This window comes from Cupriavidus sp. 94F1 (assembly GCF_057798875.1).
In genome coordinates this window covers 85579-103189 of sequence record NZ_JBYOJT010000011.1, presented here as the reverse complement: position 1 = coordinate 103189, position 17611 = coordinate 85579, and the positions used below count along the sequence as shown (strand labels likewise).

Sequence of the window (17611 nt, the reverse complement as noted above, 5' to 3'; positions counted from 1 at the left end):
TCAGGCTGCGGCGCGTCCGAGTCTGGCGCCAGCTTGACCGGGGTCACGCGCCGCGCGGGCCGCGCATTCGACATTTCACGACAGGACGAACCTTTTCCGGTCCCCGCGCTGCGAAGATGGCCGTATCGCCCATTCAGCCGGAAACCGTGATGGATTCGTCCCTTGATGCCTTGCACGCGCTGTGCTCTCCAGGCGTGGCGCGCGCCGCCCATGCCAGCCCCGCAGACCCCATTGCGGCGGTCACCCATCCGGACCCCTATCCCTGGTATCGCCGGCTGGCGCGCACGCGTGCGTTCCATTACGACGCGTCGCTGAAGCTGTGGGTGGCCGCCAGCGCCGCCGCCGTGGCGGAAGTGCTGGACCATCCCGACGCCCGCGTGCGTCCGCCTGGCCAGCCGGTGCCGCCTGCGCTGGCCGGCGGGCCGGCGGGCGACCTGTTCGGCCGCCTGGTTCGCATGACCGACGGCCCCGCCCACGCTGCCCTGAAGGCCATCGTGCTGCCCCATCTGGCCGGGCTAGACCTGGGCCTGGTGCGCGTGCGCGCCCATGCGCTGGCCGCGGCGCTGCCGCGCATGACCGGCGACGATGCGCACGAAGCCACGCGCTGGATGTTCACCTTGCCCGTGCTGACCGCCGCGGACCTGCTGGGCCTGCCGCTCGAACGCGACGCCGATGGCCATGTTTCCACGCGGGTAGCCGGCTTCGTTTCCACCTTTGCGATGGCGATGTCGCCGCTGGCCACGCCGGCCGAAGTGGAAGCGGGCGCGGCGGCCGCGCAATGGCTCACGCAATGGACGCGCGACTGTACGCCGTCGGCGCCTGCGGGAAGCCTGCTGCACGCGCTGTCGCAGGACACCGCGCTGGCGGGCATCGACACCCCGACGATGGTCGCCAACGCCGTGGGCCTGATGATCCAGGCGTGCGAGGCCACCGCTGGCCTGATCGGCAACACGCTGGTCCATCTGGGGCGTACCGGCCAGCCCGCCGGCCCGGACAGCTGCACCGATGGGCTGGTGGCACACGTGGCCCGCCTGGACCCGCCCGTGCAGAACACGCGGCGCTTCATGGTCGCCGACGCCATCGTGTGCGGCCAGCCCGTTCGCGCCGGCGATGCGGTGCTGGTGCTGCTGGCCGCCGCCGCGCATGACGCTGCCCCGCAGGCGGGCCCAGGGGCGACACCAGCGGCGGGCCGCCCCTGGACATTCGGTGCCGGGCGTCACGGCTGCCCCGGCGATGCGCTGGCCCAGGTGCTGGCCGCCTGTACCGTGCAGGCACTGCTGTCGCGCGGGATACAACCGGCGCGACTGGTGGATCGCGTACGCTATCGGCCATCGGTCAACGCCCGGATTCCGCAGTTTCACGTACAACCCTGAACCATAAGAAGGAGCCCCCCGATGATTGCCGTAATCTTCGAAGTCGAGCCTGCGCCCGGGCGCCAGGACACCTACCTGGACATTGCCGCCCACCTGAAACCGACGCTGGAAGCCATCGACGGCTTCATCTCGGTGGAACGCTTCCAGAGCCTGACGAACCCGGGCAAGCTGCTGTCGCTGTCGTTCTTCCGCGATGAGGCAGCCGTACTGGCCTGGCGCAATACGCTCGACCACCGCCAGGCGCAGGCGGCCGGGCGCGGCGGCGTGTTCGCCCACTACCGGCTGCGCGTGGCGCAGGTGCTGCGCGACTACGGTCTGCGAGAACGCGACGAAGCGCCGGCCGATAGCCGCGCCGTGCATGACGCGGGCGGCCGTTGACGGTCCTGCTTGACGGATTGACCGCATCCGGGCGGTCTCCGGACGCGCCGGTTCATGACAATCTGACATATTCGTCCCGTAGACTCGTGCATCATCGCAGCGGAGGTCTGGCCACGCAGCAGCGGAAACGAAAGGGCGATGCGGCATGAAACGGCGCACGGGCGGCACCAAATTGTGGGCAACGCTGAGCAAGCAGGCGACGCGCAGCGCACGCCAGTTCAGCCGCACGGTCACCAGGACCGTGACCGATCCGATGGTGCGCGCGGCCCGGCAACAGAGCCAGGCCGTCAGCAAGGCCATGGGCCGCGCCGTGGGCAAGGTGGCGCGCCAGGCCCTGACCGGCGTGGTGACACCGGCGCGCGTGCCGGTCAGCAAGAGCGGCGGATCCTGGGAGGAAGGCCTGTGGGGCTTCAGCCTGGGGATCGGCAGCGTGGGGCAGCGCCGCTACCGGGTGTTCGTTCCGCCCGGCGTCAGCGCGGCCCGGCCCGCGCCGTTGCTGGTCCTGCTGCACGGCTGCGGGCAGGATGCCGCCAGTTTTGCCGCGTGCGCCCGTGTGGCCACGGTGGCGCGCGACGCGCGCTGGGTCGTGCTGATGCCCGAGCAATCGGTACACGCCAATGCCCAGCGTTGCTGGAACTGGTTCCGTCCCGCGGCGCGCGGTGCATCGGAAACCGCGCTGCTGATGTCGATGATCGACCATGTCAGCCAACGCTACGCCATCCTGGCCCATCGCGTCTGCGCGTTCGGCCTGTCGGCGGGCGGCGCCATGGCGATGATGCTGGGCCTGCGTTATCCGGATCGCTTTGCGGCCATCGGTTCCCATTCGGGCGCCGCGCCCTTTAGCGCCATCAATGCCTCGCAGGCGCCAAAAGCCATGCGCGGCGACCGGGCGCCCGACGCCGTGGCGGCCCGCCTGGCGCTGGCCGGGCGCTCCCCACCCCCGCTGCTGTTGCTGCACGGCGATGAAGACAGCGTGGTGTCCTACGACAACGCCACGTCCACGGCGGCGATGTGGCTGGAACTGTTCCCACCGGGCACCCCGGCCCCCAGGGCACTGCCGGCCAGGCGCGTACGGCGCGGCACGCGGCGCGCGGTAGACGTGTTCGACTGGCAGGCGGGGCCGCGTCCCTATCTGCGCGTGGTGAAGGTGGAAGGGCTGCGCCACGCATGGAGCGGCGGCGCGCCCGGACAGGCGTTCTCGGACCCCAGCGGGCCCGACGCGCTCAAGATCGCGCTACGCTTCTTTTCGGTCAACGGGCGCCAGCGGGATTGAGCCCGATAAACGGGCGGTGAGTGCGGTCTTTCGAGGTCAGGTCGATCCAGCTGTGATAATCAGGCACGACTTTCACTTGTGCAGTGAAAATGATCAGACTCGACGACCTTCATCTTTTTGTACGAACCGCGGCGCTCGGCAGCTTTTCGAACGCTGCCCGCGAGGCCGATCTGCTGCCCGGCCAGGTCAGCGCAGCCATCCTGCGGCTGGAAAAGGAACTGGATATCCGGCTGTTCGCCCGATCGACGCGCAGCCTCCGGCTGACCGCGGAGGGCGAGCAATACCTGCCCTATGCCGACGAAGTGCTGGCGATGCTCAAGGAAGGCCGGGAGCGCATGCATGGCGAGCAGACGGCGCTGCAGGGCACCCTGAAGATTGCAGCGCCTTCCGACCTGGGGCGCAATGTCCTGTTGCCACTGCTGACGGCGTTCCAGGCATCGCACCCCAAGCTGGTGCTCCGGCTGTCGTTGTCCGACCAGGTCACCGATGTATTCCGGGACCCGGTGGACATCGCCATCCGCTACGGCGCCAACGAAGGCGCCACTTACGTGGCGCTGCCGTTGGCCGAGCACAATCGGCGCGTCCTGGTGGCTTCGCCGGACTACCTGAAACGCCATGGACGCCCGGCATCGCTGGATGACCTGTTCATGCACCAATGCCTGCCGTTTGTGCTGGGTGGCCGCCTGTACGATCGCTGGCACTTCCCTGCGGCCGGCATGCGGCGACAGATCACGATCAAGGGCACGCTGCTATGCGATGACGCGGAGATCGCGCGGCGCTGGGCCATCGACGGGCGCGGCATCGCGTACAAGTCGTGGATCGATGTCTGTGCCGACGTCGAGCAGGGTCGGCTGGAACTGCTGCTGCCCGAGCAGCCTGGCGAGCCGGTGCCGCTCAATCTGGTATGCCCGCATCGCCGGCAGTTTTCGCCGGCCGTGCGCTACCTGCACGCCATGCTGCGCGAGCGATTGCTGGAGATGAGCGAAAAGATGCGCGTCTACACGCGCTATACCGTCGGCTGAGCGTGGGCGCAGGGTCGCGGGAAACGCCGTCGGCGACTACCGCGTCACCCATTGAAGCCTGTAGGAAGGTGCCAGACGTCCGCTGGCGCGATCACCCCGCGCCCACCGGCTCGAACACCACATCGCCCGTCGGGCAGGCCACGCAGGGCAGGATGTAGCCGTCGTCCTTCTCGTCCGGACTCAGCCCCGGCCATTCGATCCGATACCGCACGCTGCCCGCGTGCAGCTTGCTCATGCAGGCGCGGCAGGTGCCGTTGCGGCAGGAACTGGGCAGGCTTACGCCATCGAGCAGGGCGCTTTCGAGCAGGCTCAGCGACGCCGGCGCGGTAAAGCGCACCGGGCCGGGCAGCACCTGCGCCGTGAATTCCCGGTTGTCGTCCAGGATGTCGGCTGGCATGCCGGATTGCGATTCGGCCATTGGGCTAGTCCTCATCGGCCGGAAACCCGGCTCGCCCGTGGGTGGCATCGCGCAGGGCTGCCTGCGCCTGCTCGCGCAGCGCGGCCGGCAGGCGGATGACCAGCGTGGCCAGCGCGCCATAGCGGGTCTCGGCCAACGTGCAGCCCGCATCGGCCGATTGATCGATCCAGCGGCGCACGCGCGGTTCGTCGGGGTAATCGACCAGCACGGTCAGCGTGGCGTAGGCGATGCGCTCGATCCGCTCCGCATCCTTGAGCGCGCCCGCAATGGCGTCGGTATAGGCCCGCACCAGCCCCCCGGCGCCCAGCTTGACGCCGCCGTAATAGCGCACCACGGCGGCCAGCACGCCGTCCAGGTCGTGATGGCGCAGCACCTCCAGGATCGGCCGGCCGGCCGTGCCGGACGGCTCGCCGTCATCGGACATGCCCGACTGGCCGCCGGCCAGCAAGGCCCAGCACACGTGCGTGGCCGTGGGATGCCGGGCGCGCAGGTCCGCGATCACGCCCATGGCCGCCTCGCGATCGGGCACCGGCACGGCCAGCGCGATAAAGCGGCTTTTGCGTATCTCGATGTCGGCGTGTACCGGGGCGGCTAGCGTGAAGGTCGGCAAGACAGGGCAGGGAATTCGACAGGCAGGAGGGCGAGTGTAGCGCAGCCGGCCGGGGCACCAAATGCGTGACAGTTTGCTGACCATCAAACATCTGTCATGAAAGGGCCTTACCATCCGGACGGGCAGATGTCGTTTCTGCCACCGCGCATCCCTTCAAAAGAACTGCCAGACACCACCAGAGCCCACTTCCATCCCATGTCCGACCAGACCGTCAATGCCCGTCGCCGCGCCCTGAAAATCCTGGGCGGCGCCCCGATGCTGCCCCTCGGTGCCGCTGCCGCCAGCCTGGCCGGCGGCATGTCCGCAATGGAGGCCGCCTTTGCCGCCGCGCCCCGCCGCAAGGCCGCTGCCTTTGCATCCGCCACGTTCAGCGGCATGGCCGCGCCCACGCTGGACAACGCCGCGGCCATGGCAACCACGACGGTGGGTTCGTCGCTGAAGGTGTCGTACACCGACGGCACCTGGCAGGACTACACGCTGGCCTACCAGCCGTTCTTCGTCACCGGCGACCTGGTGCCGGACGGCAAGGGCGGCAAGGTGCTGGCCGGCGGCTATTACGACATCCAGAACCGTCCGATCATGGACGGCTCGGTGCCGGGCAAGGCGCGTCAGTTCTATTCCGATGCCCCCGACGGCAGTTCGCTGCTGACGTTGCGCAACGCCAGGGTGCGCGGCGTCAAGGGCAACACGGTGTTCGCGGTGGTGCAGTTCGAGTACACCACGCGCGACCAGGCCGATGCCGAGATGCACGGCATGCTGCCGTCGCCCATCGCCGTGCTGACGCTGGACCAGGACCCCAAGACCGGCAAGCTGAGCCTGGTGCAGTATCACAATGTGGACACGTCAGGCGTGAATGGCCTGTGGATCACCTGCGGCGCAAGCCTGTCGCCGTGGAACACGCACCTGTCGAGCGAGGAATACGAGCCCGACGCGGCCAAGGCCGCCACCGACAAGAAGTTGCGCGGCTTCAGCCGTCACCTGTATGGCGATGCGGGCCGCGCCAATCCGTATCACTACGGCCACCTGCCGGAGGTGACCGTGCACCCCGACGGCACCGGGTCGATCCGCAAGCACTATTGCCTGGGCCGTATCTCGCACGAACTGGTGCAGGTGATGCCCGACGAGCGCACCGTGCTGATGGGCGACGACGCCACCAATGGCGGGCTGTTCCTGTTCATCGCCGACCGTCCGCGCGACCTGTCGGCGGGCAGGCTGTATGTGGCCAAGTGGCACCAGACATCGGGCACCGGCCCGGGCGCGGCCACGCTGTCGTGGATTCCGCTGGGCAGTGCCAGCAGCGACGAGATCCGCAGGCTCGTGGACGGCGGCATCCAGCTCACCGACATCATGGACGTGAAGTTCAAGGACCCGGAGGATGCGAGCTTCACGCGCATCCTGTTGGACGGCAAGCCGAACTGGGTGAGGCTCAAGCCGGGGCAGGAGAAGGCCGCTGCATTCCTGGAAACCCACCGCTACGCCGCACTGGTGGGCGGCAGCCTGGGCTTCACCAAGATGGAAGGCACGACCGTCAATATCGCGGACAAGAAAGCGTACTCGGCCATCTCGCGCATCGAGACCAGCATGCTGGCCGGCAACGCCGCCAATGCCGGCGACATCCGCGTGGAAGGCCCGTACTCGGGCGCGGTCTACGAACTCAACCTGCGCGGGGCGCAGTCGGACCGGGCGGGCGTGCGCATGGACAGCGAATGGGTGCCGGTCGACATGGCGGCCGTGCCGGCGCTGGTGTCGGAAGACCTGGGCGGCGGCCCGAAGAAGGCGCAGGACGCGCTGGGCAACTACGCCAATCCGGACAAGGTGGCCACGCCGGACAACCTCAAGTTCTCGGAGGCACTCCGCACGCTGTTTGTCGGCGAGGACAGCAACACGCATGTGAACAACTTCCTGTGGGCCTACAACGTGGATACGAAGCAGCTGTCCCGCGTGCTGTCGTGCCCGGCGGGCGCGGAATCCACCGGGCTGCACGCGGTGGACGAGATCCACGGCTGGACCTACATCATGACCAACTTCCAGCATGCCGGCGACTGGGAAAAGGGGCTGCACGACAAGGTGAAGGGCACGCTGGACCCGCTGGTGCGCGCCAACTACAAGGACCGCTTTGGCGCGGCGGTCGGCTACCTGACTGCCACGCCGTCGGCGCTGCGGCTGAACCGCCGCGCCTAAGCGCGGCACAAGACGCGCATCAGCGGCGCCTTGCGCTGTCTGACCACGCAGGTACGGCGGGCCTGCTACCCTGTGGGCTGGCGCCCGGCACATCGTCGGCGCACGTCCACAGGAATCCCCATGACACAGCCCGCCGCAGACCTGACCGCGCGCCGCATGGCGCCCGCCACCGACCGCAACCGCGCGCCTATCCTGGCCGTCTTGCGCGACGCCCTGCCGAAAACCGGCACGGTGCTCGAGATCGCCAGCGGCACCGGCCAGCATGCGGTGTACTTCGCGGCCGCGCTGCCCGGGCTCACCTGGCAGCCCAGCGATCCCGACGCCACGCACCGCGAATCGATCGCGGCCTGGACGGCCCACGACAAGGCCGCGAACGTGCGGCCGCCGCTGCCCATCGACGTGAGGCAGGAGCCCTGGGGCATCGACGCGGTGGATGCCATCGTCTGCATCAACATGATCCACATCGCGCCCTGGGCCGCCGCCGAGGCGCTGTTCGCCGGCGCCGGCCGGCACCTGTCCCCCGGTGGCGTGCTGTATCTCTACGGCCCCTACCGCCGCAACGGCGCGCATACCGCACCCAGCAACGAAGCGTTCGACCGGCAGCTGCGCGTGGCCGATGCCGATTGGGGCGTACGCGACATGGAAGCCGTCATCGCCCTGGGTGCGGCGCACGGCTTGACCTGTGCGGAACCGATTCCCATGCCGGCCAACAACTTCAGCCTGGTGTTCCACAAGGCCGGTTGAGGGCGGCGCGCAACGGAATGTGGCGGAAGCGTTAAGGATTGCCATAATCCTGTTGCGGTGCTTGAGCGGCCCCCACGGCATGCGTAGCCTTGGTCTCGTGGTGACAACCAGGAGGTCAGTATGTTTGCCGAAGCCGTAGCGGTAATCCAAGCTCAGGATGTTCGCAGCGTTTCGCGAAACAGCCACGCCACCAATGTGGCAGGCGATCTTTTGAAGGCAATGCGCGAATTGTCCGTATTGCCGCTGACAACGCTGACGCCTGCGGAAGTTATCGAAAGCCACTTCGCCGGCATGTCGATGGATGATCTGGTGCGCGAGTTGGCGGCGGGGCGGCTCTGTGGAGGGCGCGGCAGGGAGGCAAGCGACCTGGAATTTCCTGCATGGCAGTTCGTCACGCCGGCTCCGCAACTGTTGCCGCCCGTCATGCGGGCGGTACACGAAGCGGGCGCCGTGGATCCGCGCTACTTCTGGACTATCCGGTACGAGGGCCTCTTCGACTTGACGCCGGCGGAGCTACTTTGCGGAAAGCTCTTCGTGACCCGTCGCTCCGTCTCAATGGAACAGGCCGACTACCTCGCCAGATCTGATAAAGAACGTCAGCGGATCGTGCTGACACATCATGAGGCACTGCTGGCGGAGCGGGAGGGGCCTCACGCATGAATGTCACCCATTCCGCAAGCCTCGGTATCGAGATGCCAGCTCGCGCGCATCTGAAGGAAGTCCTTGCTGCCGGTGTGTGGCGGCGTGCGATCACGATACGCACGGTCAGATTCGAGGATATGCCAATTCACCGGCAACTGTGCCGCGATCCGTGCTATCTCCCGCAGGACGGCCGCTAGCAGTGCTGCGTGGCAGGCTGCCTACCCCCGCAGCAGCATCACCACCGCCGTTGCAATCAGGCATATCGCGAATGCTGCGCGCAGGCGCCGTTCCGGCATGCGGTGGGCCAGTGCCACCCCCCAGGAGATCGTCAGCATGCCGCCCAGCGACAGCGGGATGCCGCTGGTCCAATCCACATGGCCGGCGTGTGCATAGGTGAGCAGGGCCACTACCGCGCCGGGTGTGACCAGGGCCAGGGCCAGTCCCTGGGCGGCGGCCTGGCGCATGCCGAACAGGCCGACCAGGGCAGGGGCGGCGACCACGCCGCCGCCTACGCTGAAGAATCCAGAGAACGCGCCGCCGACCACGCCGACGGCCGGAATCCAGGATGCCGATACCCGTGCCTGCTGGTGCGTCGCGGCGCGGCCGGGCAATAGCCGCCAGAGAAAGTAGAGGGCCAGGCCGATCATGAACACGGCGAAGATGCGGCGCAGCAGTGCAGCGTCGATCGACGTGGCGAGCCTTGCGGACAGATAGGTGGACAGCATGGCGGACAGCCCCAGGACGATTGCCGTCTTGAGGTCGATGTCGGCGCGCTTGCGGTATTGCCAGAAGCCGATCACCACGTTGGGCGCGATCATGACCAGCGAGGTGCCTTGCGCCAGTTGCTGGTCCATGCCGTAGAGCAGGCCCAGCGCTGGAATGGCGATCAGGCCGCCGCCGATGCCGAACAGGCCGCCCACCCCACCGAGCAGCCCTCCAAGTCCGAAGATAAGCAGGGCGGACAACAACGAATGGTCAGGCATGGCGAATCAGGGGTGCGGTACGGAGCAGGCAAGCGCACGATGATACGCGGACATGGCGCAGACATTCGGGAAATCCTCGACACGATGCCGGTCGCGCAGGGCCCGGATCGGCGGCCGACGGTCCGCTCCCACGGCAAGAGAGCAAAGCGTCGTGCTACGGCTCAAGCCCGTTGAAGCCCGTTGAAGCCAATTGAAGCCAATTGAAGCGGTCCGGGCGAGCCGTGCCCGGCGCGGCTCAGTCCACCTGGGCCCCCGACTGCTTGACGATCTTTGCCCACTTGTCGATATCGGCGCGCAGCGTGGTGGCCAGTTGCTGCGGCGTGCCGCCGAGCGTTTCGGCGCCCTGCGCGGCCAGCTTGTCGCGCAGCGATTTGTCGGCCAGTGCGGCCTGCATGGCCGTGGACAGCTTCTGGACGACTTCCTTCGGCGTGCCGCGCACCGCGAACAGGCCGACCCACAGATCGCCGCTATAGCCGGGCACGGTCTCGCCGATGGCCGGGATGTCGGGCGCGAACGGCGACCGTTTGGCCGAGCTGACGCCCAGTGCGCGCACCTTGCCGGCCTTGATGTGCGAAAGCACCGACGGCAGGCTGGCAAACGCCATCGGCACCTGGTTGCCCAGCACGTCGTTCAGCGCCGGCGCCACGCCCTTGTAGGGCACATGCTCCAGCTTGATGCCGGCCATCGTGTTCAGCATCTCGCCCAGCAGGTGGTTCAGCGTGCCATTGCCCGCCGATCCATAGCGATAGAAGTCGGGCTTGGCCTTGGCCATCGCGATCAGTTCGGACATCGACTTGGCCGGGAAGGCCGGATTCACCACCAGCACGTTGGGCACCGTGGCCACCAGCGAAATCGGCTCGAAATCCTTGACCGGGTCGAACGGCACGCTGCGGTACAGCGACGGGTTGATGGCCTGCGTACTGCTGATGGTCATCAGCAGCGTATAGCCGTCGGGCGTGGCACGCGCGGCGGTCTGCGTGCCGATGTTGCCGCCGGCACCGGGGCGGTTTTCGACCACCACCTGCTGGCCGATCCGCTGCGACAGGTCCGCCGCGACCAGCCGCGCGACGATGTCGTTGGATCCACCCGGCGCCTGCGGCACGATCATCTGGACCGGCTTCGAGGGGTAGGTGTCTGCCTGGGCGTGGCCGATGGCGGCTGCCGCCAGTGCCACGCCGGCCAGGGCGCGAAGGGTACGGGTCATGCTGTCTCCTGATGAAAGCCGCCCGGCCGGTGTTCTGGGGTCTTGCCGGGTGTTGTGGGGCCCACTCTAGCCCAGCCCCGCACGCAGGAGAAATTCAATCGGCGACTGGCGCCATAAGCTTTTCTTATTGGCCGGTCCCGCCAGCCGGCTGCCAGCCGCCGCCCATCGCCTGGTACAGGGCCACGCTGGCATTGAGGCGGTCGGTGTGAGTCTGGATCAGGTTCAGTTCGGCACTGAACAGCTGGCGCTGGGCGTCCAGCTGCTCCAGATAGGGCGAGTACCCGGCGCGATAGCGGTTGATGGCATGGCGCAGGGCCGCCGCCAGCGCGTCGCGCTGCTCGCGCAGCCGCGCTTCCTGTTCGCCCAGCTTCTGCACCGCGGCCAGGTTGTCGTTGACTTCGCGGAAGGCGGTCAGCGCCACGCGGCGGTACGCATAGGCGGCCTCGTCGCGCTGTGCGGCGGCGGCATCGGCGCCGGCCACGATGCGGCCGCCCTCGAACAGCGGTGCCAGCACGCTGCCGCCGAGTGTCCAGATCCGGACCGGATTGGCCAGCCCCGTTGCATAGACCAGTCCGGCCGAGGCGGTCAGCGGAATGCGGGGCAGATAGGCCTTGCGGGCGGCGGACAGACTGGCATCGGTGGCGGCCAGCGTGTATTCGGCCTGGGCGATGTCGGGCCGCCGCCGCAGCAGTTCGGACGGCAGGCCCGCCGGCACGGGCGGCTGCTGCAGCGCCTGCAGCGGCAGGCCACGCGCGATGGCGCCCGCATCGGGATTGCCCACCAGTACGCCCAGCGCGTTTTCCTGCCGTGCCACGGCCAGTTCGGCCTGGGGTACGGCCTGGGCGGTCGATTCATATTCTGCCCGCGCCTGTTCGTATTCGAGCTGGGACGTGTACCCAGCCCGCGCCCGGTCGCGCGCCAGGCGCAGCGCGTCGGCGCGCGACGTCAGCGTCTGGCGCACCACATCGAGCTGGGCATCGAGCGCCCGCAGCGTGATATAGCCGCGCGCGGCGGCGGCCGATACGGACAGGATGGTGGTGTCGCGCGCCGCCTCGCTGGCCAGCAGGCTGTTGCGCGCGGCCCCCACCGAATCGGCGATGCGGCCGAACAGATCGACCTCGTAGGAAGCATCCAGCGCCAACTGGCCGGTGTTGGCGGTGCGGGCCGTGCCGAATGCGTTGATGCCGCGGGCGCGTGTGCCGCTGGCCGTGAAGTCCAGCGTCGGGAACAGCGCGGCGCGGGCGATGCGCGCCTGGGCATCGGCCTGGCGCACGCGTGTCACGGCGATGGCGATGTCGTCGTTCTGACCCAGCGCCTGGGCCACCAGCGCGGTCAGCGCCGGGTCGCCGTAGGTCTGCCACCATTCGCGCTCGATGGCGACGGTGGGGCCGGGGTCCACGCGCCAGGCGACCGGCGGCGCGACGGGCTCCGGCGCGGGCGGGCGCGGTCCCATGCAGCCGGCCAGCAGCAGGCCGATGGCGGGCAGCACGGCGCGGCGCGTCAGGCGCAGCGCGATGCAGGCGGCAGGAACAGGCGTGTGCGTCATCGCGTGGGTGGCGGATTGGTGCGGGTGTCGACTTCGGCCTGCACCGACATGCCCGGACGCAGGCGATCCGCCATCGGCTGATCAGGGTCGATGGCAATGCGCACCGAGATACGCTGCGCCACCTTGACGAAATTGCCGGTGGCGTTATCGGCGACAATCACCGCGAACTCGGAACCGGCCGCCGGCGACAGCCGCTCCACGCGGCCGGTCAGGCGCGCGTTGTCCAGCGCATCGACGCGGAACGTGGCCCGCTGGCCCGGCGCCATGCGGGCGGTCTGGGCTTCCTTGTAGTTGGCGATGACCCAGCGTTGCGGCGGCACCAGAAACATCAGCTGCGAGCCCGATGTCACGTACTGCCCCAGCCGCGCGCCGATCTGGCTGAGCCGGCCGTCCTGCGGCGCGATGACGACGGTGTTCGACAGGTCGATGTCGGCCAGCTGCAGGGCGGCCCGCGCCTGTTCGACGGCAGCCTTGAGGCCCTCGCGGCCCACGATGATGGCTTCCACGTCCTGCCGGGCGATCTCCACCGCGGCGCGCGACTGCTCGACGGCAGCCTCCGCCTGGCGCAGCGCCGCCCGGGTCTGGTCGCGTTCGCGCAGCGACACCGAACCGTCGGCCACCAGTTCGTCCACACGCTTCATGTCGGCCTGGGCGCGCAGCAGCTGGGCGCGGGCGTTGTCGGCATTGGCCAGCTGCGACTTCACGGTGGCCTCGCGGGCGCGCTGGGTCTGGTCGGCGTTCGCCAGGTTGGCAATTTGCGTGTTCAGCGATGCGCGCGCCTGTGCCACGCGTTGGCGATAGATGCGGTCGTCGATCCGCAGCAGCACCTGACCGGTCTTCACCAGGTCGAAGTCATGCACCGGCACCTCGGTCACATAGCCGCTCACCTGCGGGCTGATGATCGTGGTCTGGCCGCGCACATAGGCGTTGTCGGTGCTCTGGATCGACGGCGAGAACGGCGGCAGGCCCCAGGCGTACAGGATGATCAGCACGCTGGCCAGCGCCACGACGACGATCAGCGCGGTCAGCCGGCGCGATCCGCGCGGCGGCGCCCAGCCCTTGGGCGAAGCATCGACCTCCACCGGGTCGTCAAGCCGTTCGGGCTTGCCGGCCGGGGGCTGGGCGGGGGTGCGATCGGGCTGCGCTGGTGATTCGGGCGATTCGGGCGGTTCTGGCCGGTCGGGCGGTGGGGTCAAGTGCCTTTCTCCGTGGAGGGCGGGGTTGGCGATGGCTTCTTCTCTGGAATATGTCCCGGCACCACCCGGTTCAGGTACAGCGCCAGCAGCCAGACAAAGGTGACGGTGGACAGGATGCCGATCACCAGGAAGACGTCGTTGAACGCCAGCACGTTGGCTTCGCGCGTGACCTGCTGCGCCAGCGCCATGGTGCCTTCGGTCTGGCGCAGCACCGGGTCGGCCAGCACGCGGCTGTAGGCGTTGGCCAGCAGTTGCAGGCGCGCGGCGTCGAGCGGGTCGGACAGGCTGATGCCTTGCACCAGCGCATGCGAATGGAATTTCTCGCGCCAGGTCTGGAACGTCCCGAGCAGCGCCGACCCCGCCAGCCCGCCCAGCGACTGCGTGATGCTGAACAGCGCCGAAAAGCTGACGAAATGGCTCATGCCGCGCTGCAGCGCGCTGCCCATGCCGATCAGCAGCGTCGGACCCAGGAAATAGACTGCCGCAAAGGCGATCAGCGACTGCGTGAAATACATGTTCTGCGGCCGCGTCAGGTTCGTCGAGCCGGCATCGACGAACGCGCCGATCGCGATCAGGATCAGCGAAATGCGGATTGGCCGCCCGAGGTTCTGCGGATTCAGGGTCAGGGCGCTGGCCGCGATGCCGGCCACCGTGGCCATCGACACGACGATATACAGCGAGATCAGCTGGTCGTTGCCCATGCCCAGCGCCGTCAGCAGGCCCACCGCGCCATACGGCTGTTCGGACAGCAGGATACGCACCGACGTGGCCACCACGGCAAAGCGGATGATCGCCATGCTGCCCAGCCAGCGCGTATTGAGCAGCGGATTCACGCGGCTGTGCTCGATCCACAGCGCCGCCGCGATCAGGATCACCGCGCCGCACAGCGCGTAGCCCAGCCACGGCGCCTCGGTCCACCACAGGATGCGGCCCTGGCCCAGCACCGCGCACAGCAGCGCCATGCCCGGGGCGAACAGCGCGAAGGTGACGAAGTCGAGCGGCTCGAAGGCCTTGATCCGCTCGCTGGGCGGCAGCGGCAGCAGCGCCACCGTGACCAGCGACAGCAGCGACAGGCCGAATTCGAACTGGTACAGCGTCTGCCAGTTGCCGGCTTCGAGCATGCCCGTGGAAAACGTCCGCGCCAGCGGCGTGGCCAGCTGCGGCACGCCGAAGCCGATCACCACCGCACGCATGCGATGCCGCGCCGGCAGCGACTGGATGATGTAGTAGAGCGCCAGCGTGGACATGCCGCTGGCGGCGATGCCATTGGCGGCGCGCGCCAGCAGGGCGGTGCCGAAGGTGTGGGTCAGCAGGTGGGCGCCCGTGATCAGCGCGTAGGACAGCAGGAAGACCTTGGTGAACCGCTGCAGGCCGTACTGCTGGCGGAACTTGATCACCAGCATCGACATGCAGACATTGGTCATGACATAGACCGTGGACAGCCACGCGGCCTCGTCGCTGTACAGGCCGAACACCCCCTGGATGTTGTTGAGGTTGGCCACCACCAGCGCGTTGCCGAAGGCGCCGGTCAGCCCGATCAGCACGCCCACGCAGAAGTAGGCGACGCGCCGTGGCGTGGGGTGGTCCGGCGTGGCGGGCGACCCCGGCATCGACGGCCGTTCATGCGGCTTGAACGCGTAGCTGGCAGTTGCCATGGCTGACTGGTAGGCGACGAACGACGTGGGATGTGGCGATGATGCGGGAGGAACCGCCGCGTGGCAAGCGCGGCCCGGGGCGCCCTGCCGGGCGGTTGTCCGGGGTCAGCTCTTTGGCAATGCTTGCAATGCCGGCGGCGCCAACGAACCGCCTTCTGCAATTCTCTCCTTGACGATGTCGCGCAGGACGTCGGCAACGGCTTCCGCCGCGTTCGAACGTGGCAGCGCGCGCGGCCAGCACAGCGACAGCGTGCGGCGCAGTTCGGGCACGATACGCCGGCGCGGCACGGCGGCATCGCTTTCATCCAGCGACGAGGCCGGCAGGATCGTGCAGGCCAGCCCTTCGCGGGCGGCGGCCAGCAGGAACGGCAGCGAATCGAGATCGGCCACCACGTTCAGGGCGATGCCGGCCTGTGCGAAGCGCCGCTCCACCACCTCGCGCAGACCCTGCGATCCGCTTGGCAGTACCAGTGGCAGCGCGTCGAGCGCCTTGAGCGCCACCGTCTCGGTGGCCTTGCCGCGCGGCGCCGGGCCGGGTGGTGTGCCAATCAGGTAGAGCGGTTCGCTGGCCAGCGGCTCGGGCTCCACCGCGCGCGACGGTGTGTCGCGGAACAGGATCGCAAAGTCGAGCCGGTTCTGGTTCAGCAGTTCGGAGATATAGCCGCTCATGCTTTCGAAGAGCTGCAGCCGCACCTGCGGATAGCGTTGGCGTACGGCCCGCACCAGGGCCATGCCGAAGGCGGCGGCAGCGGTGGTGGGCAGCCCGATGGCCACGGTGCCCGAGACCTCGGTGCCGGCCACGCGTACGTCGGCCCCGGCAATCTCGATCTGGCGCAGGATATTACGCACATGCCGGTACAGCGTCTTGCCGGCCTCGGTGGGTCGCACGCCCTTGGCGCCGCGATGCACCAGCGGCACGCCAAACTCGTCCTCCAGCGCGGCCAGCTGCTGCGACAGCGCGGGCTGTGCCACGCACACCACCTCGGCGGCCCGCGTGAGGCTGCCGTGGTCGACGATGGCCACGAAATAGCGCATGGCGCGGATGTCCATGATGGTGGGTCTCTCCCCTTCGACTTATCAGATATGAAAACGCCAGAGTATTGATTCTACTTATGGTGCCTTCCGCATTCCCTATTTCACACGGCCGGCGCCGGCAGGTAGATTGTCGGCATCGCGCCATGCGCATCTTTCGCCCCCGACACTGCCATGTCCAGACCGCTTGAAGGCATCACCGTAGTCTCGCTCGAACAGGCCATTGCGGCGCCTTTCTGCACCCGCCAGCTGGCTGACCTGGGCGCGCGCGTCATCAAGATCGAACGTCCCGGCCCCGGGGATTTCGCGCGTGCCTATGACGGCCGGGTGCGGGGGCTGTCGTCGCACTTCGTGTGGACCAACCGTTCGAAGGAAAGCCTGACGCTGGACGTCAAGGCGCCCGGCGCAGGGCCGGTGCTGGAGGCGTTGCTGGAAAAGACCGACGTGCTGGTGCAGAACCTGGCGCCCGGCGCTTCCGCGCGGCTGGGGCTCGACTATGAAACGCTGTCGAAACGCTATCCGCGCCTGATCGTCTGCGATATTTCGGGCTACGGCGGCGATGGCCCCTATCGGGACAAGAAGGCGTACGACCTGCTGGTGCAGAGCGAGTCGGGCTTCGTGTCCGTCACCGGCACGCCGGAAGAGGGCGTCAAGGCGGGCGCATCGGTGGCCGACATCGCGGCTGGCATGTACGCCTACAGCAACGTGCTGGCGGCACTGATCGAGCGGGGCCAGACCGGGCGCGGCAAGCGCATCGACGTGTCGATGCTCGAATCGATGGTCGAGTGGATGAGCTTTCCGATGTATTACGCGTTCGAAGGCGCCGAGCCGCCGCCCCGCGCGGGCGCCGCCCACGCCACGATCTATCCGTACGGGCCGTTCCCGACCGGCGACGGCAAAACCGTCATGTTGGGTCTGCAGAACGAGCGCGAATGGGCGGTGTTCTGCAAGGTGGTGCTGCAGGAGCCCGATCTGGCCACGCAGGCTGACTTTGCCACGAACAGCCTGCGCAGCGCCAACCGCGCGCAGCTGCGCGCCCGCATCGTCGAGGCCTTCAGCCGGCTCAGTGCCGCCGAGGTGGTGCACCGCCTGGAAGAGGCCAGGATCGCCAATGCCAACGTCAATACCATGGCCGATGTGTGGCATCACCCGCAATTGGCCGCCCGCGCGCGGTGGCGCCAGGTGGACACGCCGGCCGGACCGATTCCGGCGCTGCTGCCGCCAGGCATGACCGATGCGCGGATGGATGCCGTGCCGGGCGTCGGCCAGCACACCGATGCCATCCTGGCCGAAGTGGGCTGCAGCGCGGCGCAGATCGCCAGCCTGCACGCCGACGGCGTGGTCTGAGGAGGCG

General features: G+C 68.4%; 16 protein-coding genes. 8 read left to right on the top strand and 8 right to left on the bottom strand.

The window, feature by feature from the left end; all coding sequences use genetic code 11:
* Positions 1 to 149: 149 nt before the first annotated feature.
* From AC3FJ6_RS22485 to AC3FJ6_RS22470, 4 genes are all read left to right on the top strand, one after another.
* Entirely contained in the window at positions 150 to 1373 is a 1224-nt protein-coding gene (locus tag AC3FJ6_RS22485; protein WP_488773818.1) for a cytochrome P450, read from the top strand.
* Positions 1374 to 1394: 21 nt separating this feature from the next.
* Positions 1395 to 1751, top strand: a complete 357-nt coding sequence (locus AC3FJ6_RS22480; protein WP_488773817.1) for an antibiotic biosynthesis monooxygenase family protein — start codon at positions 1395 to 1397, stop codon at positions 1749 to 1751.
* Positions 1752 to 1896: 145 nt separating this feature from the next.
* Complete coding sequence (locus tag AC3FJ6_RS22475; protein ID WP_488773816.1) at positions 1897 to 3024, top strand: extracellular catalytic domain type 1 short-chain-length polyhydroxyalkanoate depolymerase; 1128 nt, start codon at positions 1897 to 1899, stop codon at positions 3022 to 3024.
* Positions 3025 to 3113: 89 nt separating this feature from the next.
* Positions 3114 to 4046, top strand: a complete 933-nt coding sequence (locus AC3FJ6_RS22470) for a LysR family transcriptional regulator (RefSeq protein WP_488773815.1) — start codon at positions 3114 to 3116, stop codon at positions 4044 to 4046.
* Positions 4047 to 4137: 91 nt separating this feature from the next.
* Here AC3FJ6_RS22470 and AC3FJ6_RS22465 read toward each other — a convergent pair whose 3' ends face one another.
* Both AC3FJ6_RS22465 and AC3FJ6_RS22460 read right to left on the bottom strand, forming a co-directional pair.
* Entirely contained in the window at positions 4138 to 4464 is a 327-nt protein-coding gene (locus tag AC3FJ6_RS22465; protein ID WP_488773814.1) for a 2Fe-2S iron-sulfur cluster-binding protein, read from the bottom strand.
* Positions 4465 to 4468: 4 nt separating this feature from the next.
* Positions 4469 to 5074 (bottom strand): IMPACT family protein, encoded by a 606-nt coding sequence (locus AC3FJ6_RS22460; protein WP_488773813.1) that lies wholly within the window; start codon positions 5072 to 5074, stop codon positions 4469 to 4471.
* Positions 5075 to 5269: 195 nt separating this feature from the next.
* On the opposite strand from AC3FJ6_RS22460, the gene AC3FJ6_RS22455 reads away from it, so the two are divergent.
* From AC3FJ6_RS22455 to AC3FJ6_RS22445, 3 genes are all read left to right on the top strand, one after another.
* Positions 5270 to 7255 carry a PhoX family protein gene (locus tag AC3FJ6_RS22455; RefSeq protein WP_488773812.1) on the top strand — a complete coding sequence of 662 codons (1986 nt, stop codon included), beginning with the start codon at positions 5270 to 5272 and terminating at the stop codon, positions 7253 to 7255.
* Between the two features lie 120 nt (positions 7256 to 7375).
* On the top strand, positions 7376 to 7999 hold the full coding sequence (locus tag AC3FJ6_RS22450; protein WP_488773811.1) for a DUF938 domain-containing protein: 624 nt from the start codon (positions 7376 to 7378) through the stop codon (positions 7997 to 7999).
* A 120-nt stretch (positions 8000 to 8119) separates the two neighbouring features.
* Positions 8120 to 8659 carry a hypothetical protein gene (locus AC3FJ6_RS22445; RefSeq protein WP_488773810.1) on the top strand — a complete coding sequence of 180 codons (540 nt, stop codon included), beginning with the start codon at positions 8120 to 8122 and terminating at the stop codon, positions 8657 to 8659.
* 200 nt (positions 8660 to 8859) lie between these two features.
* Here the strand turns inward: AC3FJ6_RS22445 and AC3FJ6_RS22440 are convergent, their stop codons facing one another.
* The 6 genes from AC3FJ6_RS22440 to AC3FJ6_RS22415 form a co-directional block, all read right to left on the bottom strand.
* On the bottom strand, positions 8860 to 9624 hold the full coding sequence (locus AC3FJ6_RS22440) for a sulfite exporter TauE/SafE family protein (RefSeq protein WP_488773809.1): 765 nt from the start codon (positions 9622 to 9624) through the stop codon (positions 8860 to 8862).
* A 235-nt stretch (positions 9625 to 9859) separates the two neighbouring features.
* Positions 9860 to 10828: a tripartite tricarboxylate transporter substrate binding protein gene (locus AC3FJ6_RS22435; RefSeq protein WP_488773808.1), complete on the bottom strand. Its 969-nt coding sequence runs from the start codon at positions 10826 to 10828 to the stop codon at positions 9860 to 9862.
* 124 nt (positions 10829 to 10952) lie between these two features.
* The gene (locus AC3FJ6_RS22430) at positions 10953 to 12374 is read right to left on the bottom strand and encodes an efflux transporter outer membrane subunit (protein ID WP_488773807.1); all 1422 of its coding nucleotides are present in this window, start codon (positions 12372 to 12374) and stop codon (positions 10953 to 10955) included.
* Positions 12371 to 13570 carry an HlyD family secretion protein gene (locus tag AC3FJ6_RS22425; RefSeq protein ID WP_488773806.1) on the bottom strand — a complete coding sequence of 400 codons (1200 nt, stop codon included), beginning with the start codon at positions 13568 to 13570 and terminating at the stop codon, positions 12371 to 12373. The genes AC3FJ6_RS22430 and AC3FJ6_RS22425 overlap by 4 nt, the downstream gene beginning before the upstream one ends.
* Positions 13567 to 15225, bottom strand: coding sequence for an MFS transporter (locus tag AC3FJ6_RS22420; RefSeq protein WP_488773805.1), 1659 nt, complete (start codon positions 15223 to 15225; stop codon positions 13567 to 13569). Before AC3FJ6_RS22420 ends, AC3FJ6_RS22425 begins: the two co-directional genes overlap by 4 nt.
* 105 nt (positions 15226 to 15330) lie before the next feature.
* Positions 15331 to 16275 carry a LysR substrate-binding domain-containing protein gene (locus AC3FJ6_RS22415; protein ID WP_488773803.1) on the bottom strand — a complete coding sequence of 315 codons (945 nt, stop codon included), beginning with the start codon at positions 16273 to 16275 and terminating at the stop codon, positions 15331 to 15333.
* A gap of 156 nt (positions 16276 to 16431) precedes the next feature.
* On the opposite strand from AC3FJ6_RS22415, the gene AC3FJ6_RS22410 reads away from it, so the two are divergent.
* Complete coding sequence (locus AC3FJ6_RS22410) at positions 16432 to 17604, top strand: CaiB/BaiF CoA transferase family protein (RefSeq protein ID WP_488773802.1); 1173 nt, start codon at positions 16432 to 16434, stop codon at positions 17602 to 17604.
* The last annotated feature ends 7 nt before the right edge of the window (positions 17605 to 17611 follow it).